24 protein-coding genes are annotated in these 22538 nt (G+C 62.1%); 12 read left to right on the top strand and 12 right to left on the bottom strand.

Annotation, left to right across the window (positions count from 1 at the left end; translation table 11 throughout):
* Positions 1-6 precede the first annotated feature (6 nt).
* From ACU5AZ_RS19715 to ACU5AZ_RS19685, 7 genes are all read right to left on the bottom strand, one after another.
* Positions 7-588 (bottom strand): protein-S-isoprenylcysteine O-methyltransferase, encoded by a 582-nt coding sequence (locus ACU5AZ_RS19715; RefSeq protein ID WP_446824011.1) that lies wholly within the window; start codon positions 586-588, stop codon positions 7-9.
* Positions 588-1790 (bottom strand): lipase, encoded by a 1203-nt coding sequence (locus tag ACU5AZ_RS19710; protein ID WP_446824010.1) that lies wholly within the window; start codon positions 1788-1790, stop codon positions 588-590. The genes ACU5AZ_RS19715 and ACU5AZ_RS19710 overlap by 1 nt, the downstream gene beginning before the upstream one ends.
* 177 nt (positions 1791-1967) lie before the next feature.
* Positions 1968-2840, bottom strand: a complete 873-nt coding sequence (ttcA, locus tag ACU5AZ_RS19705; RefSeq protein ID WP_446824009.1) for a tRNA 2-thiocytidine(32) synthetase TtcA — start codon at positions 2838-2840, stop codon at positions 1968-1970.
* A 52-nt stretch (positions 2841-2892) separates the two neighbouring features.
* Entirely contained in the window at positions 2893-3843 is a 951-nt protein-coding gene (locus tag ACU5AZ_RS19700; RefSeq protein ID WP_446824008.1) for a glutaminase, read from the bottom strand.
* A 78-nt stretch (positions 3844-3921) separates the two neighbouring features.
* Complete coding sequence (gene rpsD / locus ACU5AZ_RS19695; RefSeq protein WP_446824007.1) at positions 3922-4539, bottom strand: 30S ribosomal protein S4; 618 nt, start codon at positions 4537-4539, stop codon at positions 3922-3924.
* 252 nt (positions 4540-4791) lie between these two features.
* Positions 4792-5868 (bottom strand): glycosyltransferase family 2 protein, encoded by a 1077-nt coding sequence (locus ACU5AZ_RS19690; RefSeq protein ID WP_446824006.1) that lies wholly within the window; start codon positions 5866-5868, stop codon positions 4792-4794.
* Positions 5869-6008: 140 nt separating this feature from the next.
* Positions 6009-6947, bottom strand: a complete 939-nt coding sequence (locus ACU5AZ_RS19685; protein WP_446824005.1) for an alpha/beta hydrolase — start codon at positions 6945-6947, stop codon at positions 6009-6011.
* Positions 6948-7191: 244 nt separating this feature from the next.
* Between ACU5AZ_RS19685 and pepT the strand changes: the two genes are divergently transcribed.
* A complete protein-coding gene (pepT, locus tag ACU5AZ_RS19680) occupies positions 7192-8424 on the top strand; it encodes a peptidase T (protein WP_446824004.1) in 1233 nt (410 codons plus the stop codon).
* Between the two features lie 105 nt (positions 8425-8529).
* Positions 8530-9387, top strand: a complete 858-nt coding sequence (locus ACU5AZ_RS19675) for a D-alanyl-D-alanine carboxypeptidase family protein (protein WP_446824003.1) — start codon at positions 8530-8532, stop codon at positions 9385-9387.
* Between the two features lie 3 nt (positions 9388-9390).
* Here ACU5AZ_RS19675 and ACU5AZ_RS19670 read toward each other — a convergent pair whose 3' ends face one another.
* Entirely contained in the window at positions 9391-10899 is a 1509-nt protein-coding gene (locus tag ACU5AZ_RS19670) for a helicase HerA domain-containing protein (protein ID WP_446826063.1), read from the bottom strand.
* A 141-nt stretch (positions 10900-11040) separates the two neighbouring features.
* Positions 11041-12198 (bottom strand): MFS transporter, encoded by a 1158-nt coding sequence (locus tag ACU5AZ_RS19665; protein WP_446824002.1) that lies wholly within the window; start codon positions 12196-12198, stop codon positions 11041-11043.
* A 209-nt stretch (positions 12199-12407) separates the two neighbouring features.
* Between ACU5AZ_RS19665 and ACU5AZ_RS19660 the strand changes: the two genes are divergently transcribed.
* From ACU5AZ_RS19660 to ACU5AZ_RS19650, 3 genes are read left to right on the top strand one after another with little or no spacing between them, the layout of a single operon-like run.
* Positions 12408-13142, top strand: coding sequence for a helix-turn-helix transcriptional regulator (locus ACU5AZ_RS19660; protein WP_446824001.1), 735 nt, complete (start codon positions 12408-12410; stop codon positions 13140-13142).
* A 47-nt stretch (positions 13143-13189) separates the two neighbouring features.
* The gene (locus ACU5AZ_RS19655) at positions 13190-13567 is read left to right on the top strand and encodes a VOC family protein (protein WP_446824000.1); all 378 of its coding nucleotides are present in this window, start codon (positions 13190-13192) and stop codon (positions 13565-13567) included.
* A gap of 7 nt (positions 13568-13574) precedes the next feature.
* Positions 13575-14036, top strand: a complete 462-nt coding sequence (locus tag ACU5AZ_RS19650) for an EVE domain-containing protein (RefSeq protein ID WP_446823999.1) — start codon at positions 13575-13577, stop codon at positions 14034-14036.
* Here ACU5AZ_RS19650 and ACU5AZ_RS19645 read toward each other — a convergent pair.
* Entirely contained in the window at positions 14018-14749 is a 732-nt protein-coding gene (locus tag ACU5AZ_RS19645; protein ID WP_446823998.1) for an ArsR/SmtB family transcription factor, read from the bottom strand. The two genes, ACU5AZ_RS19650 and ACU5AZ_RS19645, sit on opposite strands and share 19 nt — an antisense overlap.
* A 122-nt stretch (positions 14750-14871) precedes the next feature.
* Here ACU5AZ_RS19645 and ACU5AZ_RS19640 point away from each other — a divergent pair, with 122 nt between their 5' ends.
* Positions 14872-15084: a DUF1127 domain-containing protein gene (locus ACU5AZ_RS19640; RefSeq protein WP_446823997.1), complete on the top strand. Its 213-nt coding sequence runs from the start codon at positions 14872-14874 to the stop codon at positions 15082-15084.
* A gap of 8 nt (positions 15085-15092) precedes the next feature.
* Here the strand turns inward: ACU5AZ_RS19640 and ACU5AZ_RS19635 are convergent, their stop codons facing one another.
* Positions 15093-15455 (bottom strand): gamma-butyrobetaine hydroxylase-like domain-containing protein, encoded by a 363-nt coding sequence (locus tag ACU5AZ_RS19635; protein WP_446823996.1) that lies wholly within the window; start codon positions 15453-15455, stop codon positions 15093-15095.
* A 173-nt stretch (positions 15456-15628) separates the two neighbouring features.
* Here ACU5AZ_RS19635 and moaA point away from each other — a divergent pair, with 173 nt between their 5' ends.
* The 5 genes from moaA (at position 15629) to mobB (ending at position 19498) form a co-directional block, all read left to right on the top strand.
* Positions 15629-16618 (top strand): GTP 3',8-cyclase MoaA, encoded by a 990-nt coding sequence (gene moaA, locus ACU5AZ_RS19630; protein WP_446826062.1) that lies wholly within the window; start codon positions 15629-15631, stop codon positions 16616-16618.
* A 22-nt stretch (positions 16619-16640) separates the two neighbouring features.
* Positions 16641-17303 (top strand): DUF1176 domain-containing protein, encoded by a 663-nt coding sequence (locus ACU5AZ_RS19625; protein ID WP_446823995.1) that lies wholly within the window; start codon positions 16641-16643, stop codon positions 17301-17303.
* 80 nt (positions 17304-17383) lie between these two features.
* Entirely contained in the window at positions 17384-18310 is a 927-nt protein-coding gene (locus tag ACU5AZ_RS19620) for a DMT family transporter (protein ID WP_446823994.1), read from the top strand.
* A 28-nt stretch (positions 18311-18338) separates the two neighbouring features.
* Positions 18339-18971, top strand: a complete 633-nt coding sequence (gene mobA, locus ACU5AZ_RS19615) for a molybdenum cofactor guanylyltransferase MobA (RefSeq protein WP_446823993.1) — start codon at positions 18339-18341, stop codon at positions 18969-18971.
* A complete protein-coding gene (gene mobB, locus ACU5AZ_RS19610) occupies positions 18968-19498 on the top strand; it encodes a molybdopterin-guanine dinucleotide biosynthesis protein B (RefSeq protein WP_446823992.1) in 531 nt (176 codons plus the stop codon). Before mobA ends, mobB begins: the two co-directional genes overlap by 4 nt.
* A gap of 71 nt (positions 19499-19569) precedes the next feature.
* Here mobB and ACU5AZ_RS19605 read toward each other — a convergent pair whose 3' ends face one another.
* Positions 19570-21426, bottom strand: a complete 1857-nt coding sequence (locus ACU5AZ_RS19605; protein ID WP_446823991.1) for an OmpA family protein — start codon at positions 21424-21426, stop codon at positions 19570-19572.
* Between the two features lie 324 nt (positions 21427-21750).
* On the opposite strand from ACU5AZ_RS19605, the gene ACU5AZ_RS19600 reads away from it, so the two are divergent.
* Positions 21751-22521, top strand: a complete 771-nt coding sequence (locus ACU5AZ_RS19600) for a transporter substrate-binding domain-containing protein (protein WP_446823990.1) — start codon at positions 21751-21753, stop codon at positions 22519-22521.
* The last annotated feature ends 17 nt before the right edge of the window (positions 22522-22538 follow it).

Here is a 22538-nt window from a genome sequence, read left to right as displayed (position 1 = left end):
CTCGGCCTAGAAAATACCCGGCACGATCCGCCGCGTGCGGGCACAGTAGGCGTCATATTCAGCGCCAAAGGTCGCCCGCATCATGGCCTCTTCCCGCCCTTGCCGTTCCGCATAGAGGCATAGGATGGCGGCAAGGCCCGAGAGCCCGGCAATCCAGTTCGGAATCAGCAACGCCTGCGTGATCCCCCACAGGAAAAAGGACGCATACATCGGGTGGCGCAGATAGGCATAGACGCCGTTCGTAACCAACCGGTGGCCTTCGCGGATTTCAAGCGTCACCGACCAGTTGCGGCCGAGATCCTTGTGGCTGCGGCGAAAGAGCCAGAGAAACGTGATGCCGGTCACGATACCGGCCGCGATTGACCAGACGCTCTGCCTATGGTCGGCCATGTGATGAAAAATGCCGACACGCCAGAGGACCGGCATGACCAGAAGCCCGACGACGCAAAGCCCAAGCAGGGAAATATCGAGCGGAGTGCGATTGTCCCGCGTCGTCTTCTGCCGACGAGCCCGCCGCATCGCCGGATACCGCATGGCTCCAAATGCAACCATGAAAACCACCCAGATCCAGAACGATAGCCCGTGCATTACACAGTCTCCCGCTTGAGGCCATCTGTCGCGATCAGTGGCAGTCCCTTTTCCGAAACCGCCGCGAGCGACCGGGGACCGCAGGTCACCATGAAGAAATCGAAGAAGTAGGGTCGGTTGTTGGCGGAAATGAACTGGTAGTGCACGCGAAAGAAATTCCTCTTGATCCGCTTGTATTGCTTGGCGTCCAGCATGCCTTTGAAGCGGACCTGGAACATCCTTGGAAAGGCGTCGCTTCGTTTATGCTGCAGTCCGGCCATGCGGTACGGATCACACTTGTAGAAATTGATGATGTCGGTCAGCGCCTGGAACTCGGTCCAGCGGATATTCGGGTATTCGGCAAGACTTGCCAGCCGCTGCCGCGCCTTTTTCGCAGCCGGATGCAGCGCGACCTTCAGTGAGGTCGAGCCGACCGTCACCAGCGAGAAGTCGACCGGCCGCCCCTCCCGCCGAAGCTTTTCGGCAAGGATCGCCGCAAGATCGAGAATCAGCGCGCCGCCCGTCGAATGGCCGACCAGCAGGACCTCGTCGTAATGCTTTTCGCCAATGCATTCGGCGATACGCTCCGCCCACAGCACATAGTGGGTTTCGATGTCCTGTCGCCGCCCGCGCAAATGCTCCCGGCTGAACGACCAGAGGTCCATCAGGTGGAAGACGAAGTACCGCGTGCCGAGATAGCGCCCGACGCCGAATGCCGCCGCAATGCCGAGAAGAGCCGGAATGACCGGTCCCCCGGGGAGCCCGACGATCAGGGCCAGCCGGTAGACCATCCAGCCCGCGAAGGCGAAGAAGCAAAGGGATACGAACGGGTAGAGGAAATAGAGGGCAAAACGCCAGTTCGCTGCAAAGAAGCGGAACATCGTGCCGCTGAGGACATAGTCGAAAAAGCCGGCGAGATAGACGGCCAGCCGCACGATGAAGGGCCGCGCGCCATCCGTCTTGACGATGTCGTCGAAGCTCAGAAAGGTGAAATCGGTCTGGCACGAGGCCTTGTCGTCGCCATAGGAAATGCGTGCGGTCGCCATATGGCCGGCATCGTCGAAAGCCGGTTCAGCCATTTCGGTACGCACGGACCAGCACGCGGCGAAGCGCTGCAGCTCCTTGGCAATGCGGACAAAGAAACGGCGCGCGTCATTACGCTCGTAACCGCCGATCAGAAAGACCGCCCTTGTCGTAACCGAAGTGTTCAATTCCGCGGTCAAGTCGATGCTTCCCTGCAATCCGTCTCTGTTGCAAAACAACCCGCCCCAGTCTGCCGTCGGCCCTTGACGGAAAACTGTCTGCGAATCTCTCGTTTCAAACCGGCGGCCGCCTCAAGACTGGCGAAGCCCCCATCCCTATCGTCCTCAATAAAAGGAACCGCGTGGATGGGAAAGACCCTATGTGGAAGAACCCGTTGATATTGCGGTCAGACCCGAAAAATCGAAAAGCGCCGGGTCGAGAAGATGCGACGGGTTCACATGCGACAACGCCCTGAGCATCGTGTCCTTGCGGCCCGGCATGCGCGTCTCGATATCGGCAAGCATCGCCTTCATCGCATTGCGCTGCAGGCCATCCTGGGATCCGCAGAGGTCACAGGGAATGATCGGAAACTGCATGGCGGCAGCGAATTTTTCGAGATCGTCCTCGGCCGCATAGGCAAGCGGCCGCATGACGAAGAGATCGCCCTCATCGTTCAGAAGCTTCGCCGGCATGGTCGCAAGCCGACCGCCATGGAAGAAATTCATGAAGAAGGTTTCGAGGATGTCTTCCCGGTGATGGCCGAGGACGAGCGAGTCGCATCCTTCTTCGCGGGCGATGCGGTAGAGGTGACCGCGCCGCAGCCGCGAACAGAGCGAACAATAGGTCGCCCCCGCCGGCACCTTCTCCGTCACCACCGAATAGGTGTCCCGGTATTCAATCCGGTGCTCGACGCCAATCGAGGTGAGGTATTCCGGGAGAATATGCTTCGGAAAGTTCGGCTGCCCCTGGTCGAGATTGCAGGCAACGAGCTCCACCGGAAGCAGGCCGCGCCATTTGAGATCAAGGAGCAGCGCCAGCAGCCCGTAGGAATCCTTGCCGCCGGAAACGCCGACCAGCCAGCGCTTCTGGCCCTTCAGCATGTCGAAGTCGGCAATCGCCTGGCGCACCTGTCGCAGCAGGCGCTTGCGCAACTTGTTGAAGGATACCGATCGCGGGGCGTCGGCGAACAGCGGATGGGCACCCTGCTCTTCTGCCTGCTCCGGTTCATCCGTTTCGATCCTGTTCAGCATTCGCATCGCTCCCAAGCGTCTTCCACCGGCATGCCCTTTGACGGGCCCAAGATCAAGCCCTGCTTTCGCTGCCATGCCCGGCAAAGACCGACCAGCCGGTGCGCGCAGCCAGCATTTCCAGCGCCACGGAGCCGAGCAGCGAGTTGCCGACCTTGTTGAGGCCCGGCGACCAGACGGCGATCGAGGCCTTGCCCGGAGCCACCGCCAGAATGCCGCCGCCGACGCCGCTCTTGCCGGGCAGGCCGACGCGGAAGGCGAAATCACCAGATCCGTCGTAATGGCCGCAGGTCAGCATCAGGGCGTTGATGCGTCGTGCCCGCTTGGCGGAAACCACCGAATGCCCCGTCAAAGGGTTCTTGCCCTCAGCCGCCAGGAAAAGTCCGGCCCGGGCAAGCTGGGCGCAGGTGATCGACAGCGCGCATTGATGGAAATAGACGCCGAGGACATGTTCGACCGGATGATGCAGATTGCCGAATCCGCGCATGAAATTGGCAAGCGCAAAATTGCGGTAGCCGGTCTCGTTTTCGGATCGCGCCACCTTGCCGTCGATGGTGATCGATTCGTCATCGGCAAGCATCCGCATGAAGCGCAGATATTCGCCGATCGCCTCCTTCGGCTGATAGCCGGCAAGCACGATGTCTGTCACGGCGATTGCGCCGGCATTGATGAAGGGATTGCGCGGAATGCCGTGCTCATGCTCGAGCTGGACAATCGAATTGAAGGCCGAGCCCGACGGCTCGCGTCCGACCCGGTTCCAGACCGCCTCGCCGACCTTGCCGAGCGCCAGCGTCAGCATGAACACCTTGGAGATCGACTGGATCGAAAACGGCGTCGCCGCATCGCCGACGGTAAAGAGCTGTCCGTCGACCGTCGCGATCGCCATGCCGAACTGCTTCGGATCGACCTTGGCGAGTTCCGGAATGTAATCGGCAACCTTCCCCTCGCCGAGACGCGGCGTCAGGTCGGAATAGATACCATCTACGATGGATTGCAGGTCTGCCATCTGCGTCTTCCTTCCCCGGAATGCGAAAAAGCCGCCCCGAAAGGAGCGGCTTTTCCAAAGAACGGATATCCGCCCGGATTAACGCGAATAGAATTCGACGACCAGGTTCGGTTCCATGACGACCGGATACGGAACGTCGGCGAGAACCGGAACGCGAGCGAAGGTGGCGACCATCTTGTTGTGGTCGGCTTCGATGTAGTCCGGAACGTCGCGCTCGGCGAGCTGGACCGATTCGAGAACCGTGACCATCTGCTTGGACTTTTCGCGAACTTCGATCACGTCACCAGCCTTGCAGCGGTAGGAACCGATGTTGACGCGTACGCCGTTGACCGTCACGTGACCGTGGTTGACGAACTGGCGGGCAGCGAAAACGGTCGGAACGAACTTGGCGCGGTAGACGATGGCGTCCAGACGCGACTCGAGCAGGCCGATCAGGTTTTCACCGGTATCACCCTTGCGACGGTTGGCTTCGTCGTAGGTTGCACGGAACTGCTTTTCGCGGATGTCGCCGTAGTAGCCCTTGAGCTTCTGCTTGGCGCGCAGCTGAACACCGAAGTCGGACAGCTTGCCCTTGCGGCGCTGACCGTGCTGGCCGGGGCCATATTCGCGACGGTTGACCGGGGACTTCGGACGGCCCCAGATGTTTTCGCCCATGCGGCGGTCAATTTTGTACTTGGACGATTCGCGCTTGCTCATCGCATTTCCTTTCAATCAGTTACACCGGTCTGTTGCCAAACCGGATCAAGGAAACACGCCCTCCTCTGAACCCCTTTTTCGAGCTCTGACAGGTCTCTGCACGATTACGCGACCGGAGAGACCACGGGACATGTCAATGAAAACACCGGGCTTTCGACCCGGCGTTGGCGCGGTCTTTAGGCGGAAACACTAGGCAAGTCAAGCGGAACAGGCCGAGGAAGCAATGAAATATGGCCTTCAGAGCGAGCGTCGTCACCGTTTCAACAGTTTCACCAGCTCGACATTCCTGAGATAACTGCCAAGCAACCGCATGGATTTCAAGGAGGTCCGCTCCCGGCGAACGCAGCGACGGACACCAAGCCGGATCGCAAGACGCATTTCCCGGCCTGGCGCCCCCAGCAACTGCCGAAACCGGGCATAGGCAGCAATGGCGCCCGACACCGTCTCGAACTTCAGCGGAACACCACGACCCCGGCTGAGGTTGATCACCTTCACATAACTGGAGCAGACGAGAAACGCCTCTTCTTCCCGACTGAGGCCGGGGACCAGCTTTGCCATCTCCTCGAAGGTGCGGCAATCGCAGATGGTGTTGGCAAGATCGACCGTAAGCGGGATGTCCTCAAGGCCAGCCACCAGTCGCCGGACAGATAGCGCCGAGAGCTGCGAATAGAAACTCTGGACCTCCCTGTAGCGCCCGCTGACGCTTTCCGCATGGACCCGGTAGGCGCCGAAGATGCATGGCAGGTTGACGAGCCGGCCTCTCAGCCACAGGCGCCAGCACAGATCGGCGTCCTCTGCATAGACGACGTGGCGATAGCCGCCGATCGCGCTCAGGGCATCCGTTCGCACCATCAGGAACGGATGCTTGAGATAGGGTTCCTTGGCCGGGATGAAGAAGGGATCGGCCACGTCCGGATCTCTCAAGGGGCTCGATCTGCCGTGAGGCACTCCCATATCGTTCATGGCAAAATAGCAGCCGGAGACCGCGATCACTTCGGAATTGCTCTCGAGGTAATCATACTGGATCTGCAATCGTCCCTCTGTCGAGACATCGTCGGCATCGTGCCGGGCCACATATGGCGCCGTCACCAGCGAAATTCCATGGTTCAACGTCGAAACGATGCCCGCATGCGGCAGGTCGATCACGAGGAAGCGGGCATCCCGGCTGGCAAACTCCCGGGCGATATCAAGGCTATGGTCGGTCGAGCCGTCATCCAGCACCAGCACCCGAAAATCCGTAAACGACTGCGCGCTCAAACTTTCCAGCGACTGACGAAGATATTTCTCGCCATTGAATACAGGCACAAGAATATCGATTCTGGCATTCATCGAAAAAGGTCACCATGTCCGAAAATTTGCGGCACTCAATGCACAAATTTTCCGCTTGCCAACGGACCATTTTTGACATCGCCGGAACTGCATTCACATGGAAGTTCTACCTGATACGTCATTCCGCAACGCGAAAGACGTCACGTTCCAGCGGCATCCACCTTCCTCAGCCAGCTCTGCAGGTGATCGCTCCAGCCGTAGCTGGGCTTGCCCGGCTTGCTCATTCCGAAGCCGTGCCCGCCCTTCGGGAGCTCGACGAACTCGACCGGCACCTTGGCCTGCTCGCAGCACTGCTCCATGATCAGGCTGTGGTGCACATTGGCGATCGGGTCGTCGGCGGCATGGACGAGCAGCAGCGGCGGCGTATCGGCATTCACATAGGTCTCGACCGACCATTCAGACACCTGTTCCGGCGTCGGGTGCGGCCCCAGCATCTGCCGCCTGGTCGACGTGTGGTCATAGGGCGTCTTCAACGTGATCACCGGATAGACGAGCGCTGTCCAGTCCGGGCGGTCAGGCTCGCTGTCAATATTGTCGACGGGGGAATAGCTTTGAAAGTCGGACCGCACAGACGCCAGCCCGGCGAGATACCCGCCCGCCGAAAACCCGAGAACCCCGACCCGTTCCTTCTCGATTCCGAATTCCGAAGCACGGGCCCGGATCAGCCGGATGGCGCGTTGCGCATCGGCGAGCGGCGCCTTCGGCCCCGCATGCCAGCCCTCACCCGGCAGCCGGTACGTCAGCACGAAGGCCGTATAGCCGAGCGCATTCAGCCACCTTGCGGCGGAATATCCTTCCGCCTTGCGTGAGATCAGCCTGTAGCCGCCGCCGGCGATCACCAGCATTGCCGCGCCATTCGGCTTTTCCGGCCGGAACACATGCACATCAGGCGTGCTGATATTGCTGACGACGCCCCAGGGCGTTTCCTTCAGCGGACCGCGAGGCCCGCCGCCGCCGGGCGGTTCACCCGGCCACAACCTAACGATTTCCATGGCGCCGCTCTCGGCTGCCGATACACCGCCGGCGACACCCAGCGCAGCAAGGCCGGTCGCGGCGATGAAATGCCTGCGCGTCAACATCAGACGTTTCTCCAGTCGGACAGGGACAAAACCAGCGGCAATCTTCACCAGTCATTTACTAACATTTCCTCAAACTTGGCGAATATCATTTTACTAATGCAGGGTTGGCGACGCACGCCGGAACGCGTGTTTTCCCACAATGTTGCCGCATTGTGACAGTTCCTTGCTTTCAAGGCGTTTCCCACGCCTGCCAGACGACGCTATATCCTTTTATCAAGACCTCTTCCCGCCAATGGATTTTTGCATGACCGATACCGTCCTTGACCGCTTCCTCCGCTATGTCGTCATCGATACGCAGTCCGATCCGCTCTCCACAGCCCAGCCATCGACGGAAAAGCAGAAGAACCTCGGCCGGGTCCTGGTCGAGGAACTGAAGGCGATGGGCCTTGAGGACGCGCATATCGATAATCACGGCAATGTCTATGCGACGCTTCCCGCCAACACCGACAAGGACGTGCCGGTCATCTGTTTCTGCTCGCATATGGACACTGCGCCAGATTTCACCGGGACGAACGTCAAGCCGCAGATCATCCGGAACTATGCCGGCGGCGACATTCCGCTTGCCGGCGATCCTTCTCAGGTCATCCGTGTCGCGAGCCAGACAGAGTTGAAGAACCAGATCGGCAATGACATCATCACTACCGACGGCACCACGCTGCTCGGTGCAGACGACAAGGCCGGCATCGCCGAGATCATGACTGCGGCGAGGTTCTTCCTCGACAATCCCGATGTGAAGCACGGCACCGTGAAAATCCTCTTCACCACGGACGAGGAAATCGGACGCGGCGCCGACAAGGTCGATCTAGACAAGCTCGGCGCCAAGTTTGCCTACACCATGGATGGCGGCACGGCCGGCGGGATCGAGAACGAAACCTTCTCGGCGGACGGCGTCGAGATCGAAATCACCGGCGTCGCCATGCATCCGGGCTATGCCAAGAACCGGATGGAAAACGCGATCAAGATCGCCGCAGAGATCGTCGCGCGCCTGCCAAAATCGATCACCCCGGAGCGCACCGACGGCAAGGACGGCTTTATCCATCCGGTCGCCATGCACGGCGCCATGGAAAAGGCGAGCCTGACCTTCATCATCCGCGACTTCGTCGACGAGAAGCTCAAGGAAAAGGAAGAGCTTTTGGAGGCGGTCGTCCGCACGGTGATGGCCGACTATCCCGGCTCGACCTACACCTTCAAGGTCCGCGAGCAGTATCGCAACATGAAGGCCGTCCTCGATCGCGATCCGGAAATCGTCGACTACGCCGTCGAAGCGGTTCGCCGCGCCGGCATGGAACCGAAGCTCGGCTCCATTCGCGGCGGCACGGACGGCTCGCGCCTCTCCTACATGGGACTGCCCTGCCCCAACATCTTCACGGGCGGCCACGCCTATCACTCGCCACTCGAATGGGTCAGCGTGCAGGACATGGAAAAGGCCGTGAAGACGATCGTGGAACTGGTCAAGATCTGGGAGGAGCGGGCCTAACGGCCCGTTTCTCCGGGTGACTTTCATGCGGCCGAACGGCATGCTGACCTTCAGAAAGAACTGCGACATGGCTCTTCGACCAGCCGCAACGCACGGAACGAGACGATGACCTTCTTGCCAAGCCGCCTGCTGATGGGCATCGCCCTCGCCGCCGCGCTGACCGCGAATGCCGGGATAGCCCATGCGAGCCGGGCGCATCTCGTGCTCGACGCCGACACCGGCGCGGTACTGGAGGCCGAGAACGCGGACGTCCAGAACTATCCGGCATCTCTCACCAAGATGATGACGCTCTACCTCACCTTCGAAGCGCTGCATGAGGGACACCTCGCCTGGGGCGGCAAGCTGGTGATGACGGAAAACGCCGAGAGCAAGGATCCGTACAAATATGCGGTCGGCGTCGGCCGATCGATTACGGTCGAGGAGGCGGTCCTCGGCATGATCGTACTGTCGGCAAACGACGCCGCGGTAGCGATCGCTGAAAAAATGACCGGCTCCGAAGCGGCCTTCGGGCAGATGATGACCGCCAAGGCACATGAACTCGGCATGAAGGATACCATCTTCACCAATCCCGCCGGCCTCCCGGACCCGAACCAGGTCACCACGGCCGCGGACCTCGCAAAGCTCGCGCAGGCGCTGATCCGCGACTATCCGGAGGATTACAAGCTGTTCTCCACGCAACGCTTCGAGTTTCGCGGCATGAAGCTGCGCGGCCACAACAACATGCTCGCCCACTATCCCGGCGCCGACGGCATCAAGACGGGCTATACGGAGGCCGCAGGCTACAATCTGGTGACGTCGGCAACCCATGACGGGAAACGCCTAATCGGCGTGGTTCTCGGCGCCAAGAGTGCCGCCGAACGGGACCAGGAAATGACCGCGCTGCTGGACAAGTATTTCGGCACCAGCACGAATGTCCCCCCACCGCCTGCCGACGAAGCAGGCACGGCCGCGACGGACCAGTAGGCCTTATTCAGCCGCCTGCTGCCCCGGTAGGTCCGGCGCGTCCGGACTGCCGGGCGCGCTCTCGGCATCGAGATCGGGGAACGCGGCAATCCGCTTGCCGGCAAAGTCCGTGTGCAGGACAATCAGCCCCTGTTCCTCGAAATAGCTCAGGAATCGGCGGGCGCGGCGTGCCGAATGGGTGCCGTATACGCGTGCAATGGCCGCATCCGGCGGACAAGGTTCGCGGCGGATCGCCGCCTTCGCCATCATCAGGAACACGCCCTGCAGGTCGTCGGTGACGGAACGGGCCAGTTCCAGCGCCTTGGCCCATGTCTCGGTCGCCGCCGTCTCCTCGTCCACGCCGGAGCGCGAAACGGCAAGCCGGTGGCGGAATTCCGCCAGCGACATCGGTGGTCCGGAGATACGGCGCATGCGCGCCCTGACCAGGAAATCCTGATAGAGCTCGGCATCGGAGCGGAAACCGGCGTCCGGATTGCCGAGGATTTCGGCGAGCACGCCCTCGATCTTCTCCGCCCGTTCCTCCGGATTGAGGTCGAGAGTCGCCTGACGCGGCGTCGGCTCGGCCTGCGCTGCCGGTTCGGCGCGCGCCAGCTCGGCGAGAATGTCGGTGGTCGGACGTGGCTGCGGTGAGGCGCGGCGGACGATTGGCCGGGTGAACTCTTCCGGGTCCGGCGTGAAGATCAGGTCCTCGACATCCTGCGGCGCATCCGGCAGCGGCATCAGCTTCGGACTGGAAGAGCGCGCCGATGTTTCCACCGTACCGATCGAGATCGGCAGCGGACGGCGTGACAGTGCCGGGCCGAGCGCGACGAAATTGCCGCGCTTCAGGTCGCGGAACATCTCCGCCTGCCGACGGTCCATGCCCAAGAGATCGGCGGCGCGTGCCATGTCGATATCGAGGAAGGTGCGGCCCATCAGGAAGTTGGACGCTTCCGCCGCCACGTTCTTGGCGAGCTTCGCCAGACGCTGCGTGGCGATCACACCGGCAAGCCCGCGCTTGCGCCCACGGCACATCAGGTTGGTCATCGCGCCGAGCGAAATCTTGCGCGCGTCGTCCGAGACTTCACCGGCGGCGGCGGGCGCAAACATCTGCGCCTCGTCCACCACGACCAGAACCGGATACCAGTATTCGCGGTCAGCGTCGAAAAGGCCGTTCAGGAAGTGCGAGGCGGCCCGCATCTGATCGTCGATCTCGAGACCTTCGAGCGTCAGGACGCACGAGACGCGGTGCTGGCGGATGCGCGTCGCGATCCCGACCAGTTCGGCTTCCGTCCGCTCGCCATCGACGACCACATGGCCGTACTTGTCGGCCAGCGTGACGAAGTCACCTTCCGGATCGATGATGACCTGCTGCACCCAGGGCGCGGATTGTTCGAGCAGGCGGCGCAGGAGGTGCGACTTGCCGGAGCCGGAATTGCCCTGCACCAGAAGACGGGTTGCCAGCAGCTCCTCGATATCAAGCGTCGCAGGCTGACCGCCCGAAACCGTGCCCATGTCGATGCCGACTTTCAACGCCTTGATAACCTCGCTCGAATTGAAACAGGATCGGTCCGCCAACCGAAGTGCCACCTCTCTATCATCGAGACATAGGGCGGCGGCAGGGCAAATTTCAGAAACCCACAGCCGATTCGCAAGCGGCAGTCCGCATCTTTCTCACAGGATTTCCCCGGCCACAACCGGCTCGTGTTTCGGCGGACGGCCTCTCGGCCGCAAGGAGCCGGTGAGGAACAGCGACAGGACGAGTGGCGGCAGAAGCATGGCGAGCCCTTCCCGCAAGCCCGAATATTCGGCGACAAAACCGATCATCGGCGGTCCGACCATGAAACCGGAGATCGCGACAAAGGTAAGGATGGCAACGCTCGCAGCCGGCGGCCGGTCGGTGAGGCTCGCAGCCGCGGTGACGCCGAGCGGGAAGCCGACGGAAACGCCGAAGCCGATCAGGGCGAAGCCCGCAAAGGCAACCGCTGTGACGGGTGCCAAAAGCACAATGACGAGGCCGAACAGCAAGGTCACGCCACAGAGCCGCGCCGTCATAACCGGTCCGAAGCGTCCGCGCATCCAGTCGCCGATGAACCTGCCGCCCGCCGCCGTCATCGAAAACAGCGCATAGCCGAGGCCCGTGGAGACACCGCTCGTCGAGAAGATATCGCGCAGATAGACGCCGGACCAGTCGGCGATCGCTCCCTCCGCCATCGTCACGCCAAACAGGAAGAAGCAGATGGCCAGAAGCGGCTTGCCGGGGAGTTGGAAACGCTTGACGGCCGCCGCATCATCCCCCGCCTCCACCACCTGCGGCACAGGCAACCGCATCGAGACATAAAGGCATACGGGCAGCGAGAGGATGGCCGCAATCAGCAGCGACCAGCGCGGTTCCAGCATGAGCCCGGCAAATCCCGCGCCGATCAGGCTGCCGGCCATCATGCCGAGGCTCCAGAAGCCGTGGCAGCGGCTCATGATCGCCGATCCGGTCTCCTTCTCAATGAGATCAGCCTCGACATTCATGCCGAGCTCGATGATCGACAGCGTCGCGCCCAGCACGACTAGCGCCAGATAGAGCATCGGGCCGTTCCAGGCGAAACCCGGCAGGCAGACGGCAGCGAGATAGGCAGGAAATCCGTAAATGATCGTGGCCCGTCCGCCGATCGCCGACGCCAGCCGCCCGGCGAAGGGCAGCGTCGTCAGCGTACCGGTGGCGGTGCCGAGCAATGTCAGCGCCAGTTCCGCCGGGCTCAGCCCAAGCTTTTCCTGGATATCGGGAATCCGCGGGATCCAGCTGCCGAAGGCAAGCGCCTGCAGAAAAAACACGGCCATGATCAGTCTTTGTGGAGACATGGTGTAAACGTCCGGATCTAAAATGGGGTCACGGTCGGGCGGGATGCCGGACGGGGAATCGCTGCGATAGATTTTCCAGCAAAAGACGGCCTTCGCCTAGTGCAAATACTGACAATAGGAGCGCAAAACAGGAGCCAGTTCATCGACTGCTGACAATATATGTCATCAGTGATAACTATCTCTCCAAGATGTCACGCTCCGAACGCCTGCTGGATCTCCTGCAAATCCTCCGGCGCCACCGCAACCCGGTGGCGGGACAGACCCTTGCCGACGAACTGCATATTTCGCTGAGAACCCTCTACCGCGACATCGCCACTCTTCAGGCGCAGGGCGCCGACATCGAGGGCGAAGCGGGCCTCGGCTACATATTGAAGCCAGGCTTCATGCTGCCGCCGCTGATGTTCACCGAAGACGAGCTGGAAGCCCTCGTGCTCGGCTCGAAATGGGTGGCGGGCCGCACGGACAACGAACTCGCCTTCGCCGCCCGCAACGCGCTCGCCAAGATCGCCAACGTCCTGCCGCAGGATCTGCGCGACAATCTCGACGCCAACAACCTGATGGTCATTCCCGGCGAACCGGTCGCCGCGGGGCCCGTCGACCTGGCGCCGATCAGAAAGGCCATTCGCGCGGAGCGGAAACTGGAGATCACCTATCGAGACGAACGCGGCACCGATACACAACGGATCATCTGGCCGTTTGCGCTCGGCTTCTTCGAAAAGGTGCGCGTTGCCGTCGCATGGTGCGAGTTGCGCCAGGATTTTCGCAACTTCCGCGTCGACAGGATTGCCGATCTGACCGTCACTGAAACGCGTTATCCCCAGCGGCGGGCGGTTCTGTTGAAGAATTGGCGGGACAGGGAGTTCACCGAACACGGCAGGCTCCGGCGCAAGCAACCAACCGGAACAGATGCTGACAAAATCTGACAGCATCTGAATGTATGGTCTCCCCGTCACCAACAAGGAGCCCACCGATGCATACTCCCAACTTCAACCTTCTCTATGTTTCCAACCCGACCGAAAGCGCCGCCTTCTACAGCGACATCCTCGGCCGCAAGCCGGTCGAAGCCTCTCCCGGTTTCGCCATGTTCGTCCTCGACGACGGTTTCAAGCTCGGCCTCTGGCTGAAGAACGCCGTCCGCCCGCTGGTCTCCGCCGAAGCCGGAGGCAGCGAGATGATCCTCGCCTGCGACAGCGACGCCGAAGTCGATCAGCTCCATGAGGCCTGGAAGTCGAAGGGCATCGCCATCCTGCAGGCGCCCGAGACGATGGAATTCGGCTACACCTTTACGGTCGCCGATCCCGACGGTCACCGCCTGCGCGTCTACTGCGTCTCGGAAAATCCGATGTGAGGCGACAATGACCCGCTTCTGGATCGCCGTCGCCTCCGCCGATCACGTCCGAACCGGTCGGACGGGTGGCTTCATGCAGGTTTGCCACGGCAAGTCTGCGCCGCTTGCAAGGCTCCACCCCGGCGACGGGGTGGTCTACTACTCGCCGAAGGAGACGTTTGCCGGCAAGGAGCGGCTGCGGGCCTTCACCGCCATCGGCCGGCTGAAGGCGGGCGCACCGTATCAGGCGGACATGGGCGGCGGATTTTACCCGTTCCGCCGAGACATCGACTGGATGCAGGCGACGGAAGCCTGGATCGTTCCGCTGCTTCCGCATCTGGAGTTTGCCGCCGGCAAGGCGAACTGGGGCGCGCAGTTCCGATATGGGCTGTTCTCGATCAGCGAGCAGGATTTTGTGCTGATCCGAAGCGCCATGAATGCGCTCGAAGTCCGTACGCCGGACGCAAGCGACTATCGCCGCTCGGCGTGAGGGCCGAGGTCCAGCAGGTCCCGGGAAACGCCGAAGACTTCGGCGAAACCCGCCTGCCCCTTCCGCGTCAGGGCAAGCGCCCGGCTGTCCGGCTTCCGCTTCAGCCAGTCGAGTTCGTTTGCCCGGCGCAGCATATCGGCGCCCAGCCGCCCGCCGATATGATACCGCCGCTCGCTCCAGTCGAGACATGTCCGGCAGAGCGGGCGGCGGCTTTTCCCGTCATCGGCGGTGTCGATGCCGAAATCGCAGAAGAAGCGCTGCCCCTCCTCCGTCACCATGCCCGCCCCCTCGCCGAGCCGCAGCAAGCCCTTTTCCACCAGCCGGTCGGTCAGCGCCACCGCCAGACCACCCGCCATGTGGTCGTAGCAGGTGCGGATGCGCCGCATCGCCTCGTCGCGTGGCCCCGTCGGCCGATGTCGCCTGGGGCCGGCCGCCGCGAGCGCTGACAAGGCCTCGATGGCGCTGGCAATCTCCGCCGATGCGAGGCGGAAATAGCGGTGGCGTCCCTGCTTTTCCGGCAGGACGAAGCCGGCGTCCGACAGTTTTGCCAGATGACCGCTGGCCGTCTGTGCCGTGATGCCGGCGCAATGGGCGAGTTCACCGGCGGTCAACGCCCGGCCGCCCATCAGTTCGCACAGCATGTTGGCGCGCGCCGCATCGCCCATCATGGCGGCGATCTCGGCAATCGAATTGGCGGAAGCGAAATTAGTCATGGAGGAAGACTACCGGAAAGCGCCCGTCCCGGTCACGCGCTTTCACTTCGGCCCTCGCCGAAGCATGGACCACGCCGCAACCGCTATGCCTCGGCCTCCCGATCACGAGGAGACAGCCACCCATGTTCCCGTCCGACTTGAAATCCGCCCGCCTCGTCTGGCTGACCATCCAGACTTCGACAGTCCTGAGCGTCCTTCATCGCCACTTGCGGCTTTGGTGGCGCAACGGCTGGAGCCGCTCGCAACTGCGCGATCTCGACGATCATCTGCTGCGCGACGTCGGGCTGACACGAAAGCAGGCCGAGAAGGAAACGCTGAAATGGTTCTGGCAGTAGGCGGTGCTTTAGCGCGGATCGCGGCTCAGCCGCTTTTCCGCCAGTTCGCGCTCGTATTCGGCAAACAGCGCGTCACCCTTTTCGCCAAGCTCGCGCAGATAGGTCCAGGTGAAGATGCCGCTGTCGTGCCGGTCGTCGAAGACGATCCTGACGGCATAATTGCCGACCGGCTGCACCGCCACGATCGTGATGTTACGCTTGCCCGGCACGGTGACCTTCTGCCCCGGACCATGCCCCTGAACCTCCGCCGAGGGCGAAAGAACGCGCAGCATCTCCGCCGGCAGCGCAAATGTCTTTCCGTCGTTGAAGGTGACGGTCAGGCAGGTCTTCTCCCGGTTGACGCGCAGTTCGGTCGGCCACATATCACTCATGAGCACTCAATTCCCTGTTATCCGGGCTCCAACTATGCCTCCGCCACTGGAGGCGCAAGCGCAGTCTGCTATATATGGGCCCGAGAGACCGAAAGAAACCGATCGGAGAAGACGTGAACAGCGTTCCCGGAACATTCGACAAGGCAGCGGAACTTCCGCGTGCTGACGGACCGATGGTCGACCCGTTCGGCCGTCATGTCAGCTATCTGCGCGTGTCGGTCACCGACCGGTGCGATTTCCGCTGTACCTATTGCATGGCGGAGAACATGACCTTCCTGCCGAAGAAGGACCTGCTGACGCTGGAGGAATTGAACCGCCTCTGTTCCGCCTTCATCGCCAAGGGTGTGCGCAAGCTGCGCCTGACCGGCGGCGAACCACTGGTGCGCAAGAACATCATGTTCCTGTTCCGTGAGCTCGGCCGCCATCTGGAAACCGGCGCGCTCGAGGAGCTGACGCTGACCACCAACGGCTCGCAGCTCGCCCGCCACGCCGAAGAACTCTATGATTGCGGTGTCCGCCGCATCAACGTCTCGCTCGATACGCTCGACCCGGAAAAGTTCAGGGCTATCACGCGCTGGGGCGATTTCTCCAAGGTCATGGAAGGCATCGAGGCGGCGCAGAAGGCCGGGCTGAAGATCAAGCTCAATGCCGTTGCGCTGAAGGATTTCAACGAACATGAAATCCCCGACATGCTGCGCTTTGCCCATCAGCGCGGCATGGAGCTGACGCTGATCGAAACCATGCCGCTCGGTGAAACCGGCGAGGATCGCACGGAACAGTATCTGCCGCTTTCCAAGGTGCGTGCCGATCTCGAACGTCAGTTTACGCTGACCGATATCGCCAAGCGCACCGGCGGCCCCGCCCGCTACGTATCGGTCGCAGAGACCGGCGGAACGCTCGGCTTCATCACGCCGCTCACCCATAATTTCTGCGAAAGCTGCAACCGGGTACGGCTGACCTGCACCGGCACGCTCTACATGTGCCTCGGCCAGGAGGATGCCGCAGACCTGCGCGCGCCGCTGCGCGCCAGCGAGGACGACGCGCTTCTGTTTCAGGCGATCGACGAGGCGATCACCCGCAAGCCGAAGGGTCACGACTTCATTATCGACCGCGATCACCGCCGCCCGGCCGTATCGAGGCATATGAGCGTCACCGGCGGGTGACAAAGGCCTATGGGGGGCACACATGAGGCTATCGCGGACCGCACCGCTCGCCGTTTCGGCGGCATTCTTTCTGTTGGCAGGCGTGGGTCACGCTGAAGAAGCCGCGCCCGACGATGATTTGAAGGCCGCCGCCGCTTTCGTTTTCCAGGCTCTTCCCGGCCAATGCGACGAACGTGACGACAGCGATGCGTCAGGGTTCGTTGAGGACGACCAGTCCTACAAGATGAGTTGGAAGAGCGGCTACGACGAAAGCGGTGACGAACAGAAAGCGGTGCTCTTCCGAATCTTCTGCTATGCCGGCGCCTACAACATCGCCAGCGTCTTCGCCATCCGGCCCGCTGACGGCGATTTTGCCCTCGTCGCCTTTGCCGAACCGACGTTCAAGGTCGACTATGTCGAGGGTGACGAGACCTACACGAAACTCAAGGCGGACCCGGCCGCGACGGGATTCGGAACCACCTATCTGCTGGTGAATGCCGATTTCACACCCGAAAACAACACCATATCGAGCTTCTCGAAATGGCGCGGCATCGGCGATGCCTGGACGCAGGGCGAATGGCAGCTGCGCGACGGTCAGTTCGTGCTTACCGGCTTCTCCATCGACCCGATCTACGAGGGCAACCTCGACAATCCGTCCAATGAAGAGATCGACAAGCATTTCCAGCTTTATCCGGAAACAAAATAAGATCATTTCGCAGGATGTCGCCTTGGCATCCACAGTATCGCAGGGCTATGACTTGGTCCGAAACTCACCGGACATGATTCATGGCACTTTCCAACAACGTCAAAGGCGCCCTCTACATGATGATGGCGATGGCGACGTTCACCTGCAATGACGCTCTGGTGAAATCGCTGACGCCGGTGATGAACACCGGCCAGATCATCTTCCTGCGCGGGCTGTTGACCACCGTGCTCCTGCTGCTTCTGGCGTGGCGGCTGAGGGCGCTCAGGCATCCGCGCGTGATGTTGCAGCCGGCCCTGATCGGCCGCACGATCTTCGACGCACTGGCAACGGTCGCCTACCTTCTCGCTCTGCGCGACATGCCGATCGCCAATACCTCGTCGATCCTGCAGTCGCTGCCGCTTGCGGTCACCTTCGGCGCCGCCATCTTCCTGCACGAGCCGGTCGGCTGGCGGCGCTGGTCGGCGATCCTGGTCGGCTTCCTCGGCGTTCTGGTCATCCTGCGGCCGGGACCGGAGGGCTACGGGCTCTCGGCCATTTTCGTGGTCCTGACCGTGCTTTTTGCCGCCGGGCGTGATCTGACCACCAAGCTGGTTCACGCCGACACGCCGTCGACCACGGTCAGCGCCTACAGCTGCGCCATCATCACCGTCGTCGGCGCGGCACTGATCGAACCGCTCGGGGAGTGGCAGCCGGTCACCGGCCATTCGTGGGCCGTTCTCGCGGTGACCTCCGTCCTCGTGCTCGGCGGCTATCAGGGCATCGTCATGGCCATGCGCACCGGAGAAATCTCCTTCATCGCCCCTTTCCGCTACACAAGCCTCCTCTGGGCGATCCTGATGGGGTATCTTATGTTCGCGGATGTACCGGACAGGTGGATGCTGGTCGGCGCGGCCATCGTCATCGGTTCGGGTCTCTACACGTTCTACCGCGAGAACAAGACCCGGTCGAAGAGCGCCGTCAGCCAGCGTTCCTCGGTCGGTCCCAATCCCTGGAAGGTTCGTCCGTAAGGTCGACGCCCAGCAAGGAGACGAAGCGATGCAATGCGCCCTGCCCCACGGAACACGGCCCGGACTGGTCCTCGCCGGCGGACTGTCGCGGCGGATGGGCGAGAGTAAGGCCGACCTTTCCTTCGACGGATCTTCGCTTCTGGCCTTCGTCGCCCGCCGGCTGGCCGCCCAGGTCTCCGATCTCGCCATCAATTCCGACAGCGCGTCGGCAACCGAACTCGCGCTCCCCGTCGTACCCGACATCATCCCCGACCATGCCGGTCCCTTAAGCGGCGTGCTCGCCGGCCTTCGCCATTTTTCCAGCCTTTGCCCCGCCGCCACCCACATGATCACCGTTCCGGTCGACGGCCCGTTCTTCCCGGCCGACCTTGGCGCACGCCTGATGGCGCTTGCCGATACCGACGGCATTGCCATCGCCAGTTCGGCGGGTCGCAGCCATCCGGTCTTCGCGGCCTGGCCCTTCTCGCTCGCCGACGACCTCGAGGCATGGCTTTCCGACCCCCAGAACCGGCGGCTGACCAGCTTCCTCGCCCGCCATCCGCATCGCGAGGTCGCCTTTGCCCTGATCGACACGCCCGCCCGGCCCGTCGATCCCTTCTTCAACATCAATACGCCCGCCGACATGGCCGAGGCGGTTTCTCTGCTGGACGCGATCAGATGAGTACAGAACCCAGGATCTTCGGCATTGCCGGATGGAAGAATTCCGGCAAGACCGGGCTGATGGTCCGCCTTGTCTCCGAATTCACCGCCCGGGGCTTGAAGGTCTCGACCATCAAGCATGCCCACCACGACTTCGACATCGACAAGGTCGGCGCCGACAGCTACCGCCACCGCGAGGCCGGCGCACACGAGGTGGCCCTCGTCTCCGGCACGCGCTACGCTATCATGCACGAGCTGCGCGGAGCGCCCGAACCCTCCTTCGAAGAGATCCTTGCCCGCCTCGCCCCCTGCGATCTCGTGCTGATCGAAGGCTACAAGCGCGAGCCTGTGCCGAAGATCGAAGCCAGGCGCAGCGAATCGCGGCGCAACGAGCCGCTCGCTCCCACTGATCCGCACATCATGGCCATCGCCGCCGACCACTCCGTAACCGGTACGGACCTGCCCGTGTTCGATCTGGACGATACGGCGGCGATCGCCGATTTCATCGCTGCAACGTTGCAGCTGCCGCAGACGTCCACCACGAAATGATCACGCCTTGAACGGCGAAGGCCGCCGGACTTGCGTCCGGCGGCCTTCCTGTTGTCTTTGCTGTCAGTCACTTACTGGTTGGAAGCGACCGGACGGACCAGCGCGGTGATCCGGCGGATCGTGACGCGGCGGTTTTCCTGCGACGCGCCTTCCGTCTGGATCTTCAGGTAGCGCTCGCCATAGCCCTGGGTCACCAGGTTTTCCGGCGGGATCTTGTAGAAGCGGCTCAGCACTTCCGCGACCGACTCGGCGCGTTCATCCGAAAGCACCAGGTTCGATTCGTCTGAGCCGACGGCATCGGTATGACCTTCGATCAGGAAGGTCTCGCCCGGATCATTGTCGATGATCCGCTTCATCGCCTCGGCGACGTTTTCCAGCGAGTCGGCCTGGTTCATCGACACATCGGCACTGCCGGTGGCGAAGTGAATCGTGTCGAGGTCGATGCGACGCATCTTGTCACGGACACGGGCCGAATAGCGGACTTCGTCGAGCGAGTAGACGCGTTCAACATTCTCGACCGGCGGTTCACGCAGGAAGTCGTAGTAGTCGCGATCCGGATCTTCGCCGGCATCGATGATGTACTGGTCGACCGGGATGCGCAGGCGCATCGGCGGCAGGTCGAGACCCGGGTCGCGATATACACGCTGCTCGTTCGGACGATCGTTGAGCTCCGGCGAATAGAACAGCACGGTCTCACGGCCACGGCGATCGACACGCGAACGCTGGATGATGTCGCCGTAGCGGTTGCGGATCGTCACGATCTGCACACCGTTCGGACGCGTCACCGTTTCGCGGACACGGCCATGGGACAGCTGATCATAGGTCGTCTCGCGATCATCACCGAAGCGGCTGGTATCGTCGCTGCGGACGATGATCCGCCCGTCAAGACGCAATACGTCACGACCACGAACACGCTTCTCGACGCTAGAGCCCTGCGGCTCGTCGAATTCCGGCGCACGGCGAATACGCTTGCCTTCTTCTTCTGTCGCCTTCTCGATAATGATCGGCTTTGCCTGTTCGGCGCCGGTACGCTGGGCGTCGGCGTCAGACTTCGGAGCCGGCGGCGGTGGCGGAGCCGAAGGATCGGGTGCCGGAGCAGCCTGCTGCGTGGCCGATGCATCGCCGTCCTTGGCGCTGTCGAGCACCGGACGACGCTTGCCTTCTGCAGTCTTGTCGCGCTTGCGGTCCTTCCGCGGCGTGGCGTCCTGGGTCTGATCGGGTGCCGGGGCCGGGACAGCGTCCTGCGTCTGCGGAACGATCGCCTCAGCCGGCTTCTGTTCCGGTGCGGGAGCGACTTCCGCCGGTGCAGCCTGCTCTTCGGCAGGCTTTCTCTTCTTCATGACCGGCTTGTCATCCGGCTTTGGAGCGGCCTCGGGTGCAGGCGCGGCAGCTTCCGGCTGCGGCTTGACCTCTTCAGGCTTCGGAGCCTGTTCCGGTTCAGGAGCGGGCGCTTCAGCCTTCGGTTCCGGCGGCGGCGGCGCCGGTGCGGGCTCCGGAGCAGCTTCAGCCGGTGCAGGCGCTTCGGCCGGCGCCTGTTCGTTCATTTCCGGCTTGCGGTCGCGCTTCTTGCGCGGTGCTTCGCCCTGATCCGGAGCGGCCTCGGGTGCAGGCTCGGGAGCGGCCTGATCGGCATTCCGGTCCCCGCCGCCGGCAGCCTGAGCCGCCTCGAGTTCGGCTTCCGCCTGCTGCAAGGCAGCCTGCGCAGCCCCCACGTCTCCGCCGTTGGCCATGGCGTCTTCCAGGTCCTTGCGAGCCCTGCGCACGGCCTGGCGTGCCTCCTTGACGCTCATCGCTACCGTGACGACGGCGCCTTGCGAGATGCCGACGGCCGGCTTGAGAGCAGGCATCGCGGCAGCCGGCGACAGCATCAGCGGCAAGCCGACGATCGGCATGAACACGTGTGTAAGCAGAAATTTCTTATTCGTCATTCGGGGGTTTCCTCTCTTTATGATCGGGCACATTGGCTGCGCACTGCAAGAACAGTTCGATCCAATTTTCGTTAGACTATGTGGATGGCCGTGAACCCTGCATGAACGAACGATACAGGCGAAGTTCATGCGATCCGCGCTTTGACCAATGACAATTCATCCGCAAGAACGCGGGGCCTGGCCGTCCGGTTCCCAGTAATCGCCATTGCAATTTCCCCAAAAAAGGTTTGATTATCACCAAAGTTGGTTGCTTTTTCTCAGCCAGCAGCTACGTCCGCATCGAAAAACAAGCAAACGGACGTCAACAGAGAGGAACTATTGAACATGTCCAAACGTCTGATCGCGGTCGCCTCCCTTATTGCGGCCAGCCTCTTCGCCGGCTCGGCTCTCGCCGAAGGGGAGAAATATGTGATTGGCACCGACTCGACCTATCCGCCGTTCGAATATGTCGACTCCGCCGGTAACTTCCTCGGCTTCGACATGGATATCGGCCGGGCGCTCTGCGAAGAGATGAAGGCGGAATGCACCTTCGTTTCCAACGACTGGGATGGCATCATCCCGGCCCTGCAGGCCAAGAAATTCGACATGATCCTGTCGTCCATGTCGATCACGGACGAACGCAAGCAGCTCGTCGACTTCACTGACAAGATCTATAACACACCGCCGGCCATCGCCATTCCGAAGGACAGCGACGTCAAGAGCGTCGAAGACCTTGCCGGCAAGACCATCGGCGCGCAGACCTCCACAACCCACGCCAACTATGTCGAGGCGCACCTGAAGGATTCCGAGCTCAAGCTTTATCCGAGCTCCGACGAATTCAAGCTCGACCTGTCGGATGGCCGCGTTGACGCCGTCATGGACGACGTTGTCGTGCTGACCGAATGGGTCAAGTCGGAAGACGGCGCTTGCTGCAAGATCCTGACGACCATGCCGGTTGATCCGAAGATCAACGGCGCGGGCGCCGGTATTGCCGTGCGCAAGGGTGACGACGCCCTTCGTGAAAAGCTGAATGCGGCCATCGCCGCCATTCGCGCCAACGGCAAGTACAAGGAAATCCAGGACAAGTACTTCGATTTCGACGTCTACGGCGACTGAGCCGGGAAAGTCTAAGG

The organism is Rhizobium sp. PAMB 3182 (genome assembly GCF_052908355.1).
Note: the sequence above shows the minus strand (reverse complement) of the source record. Positions and strands in the feature narration are given on the sequence as shown.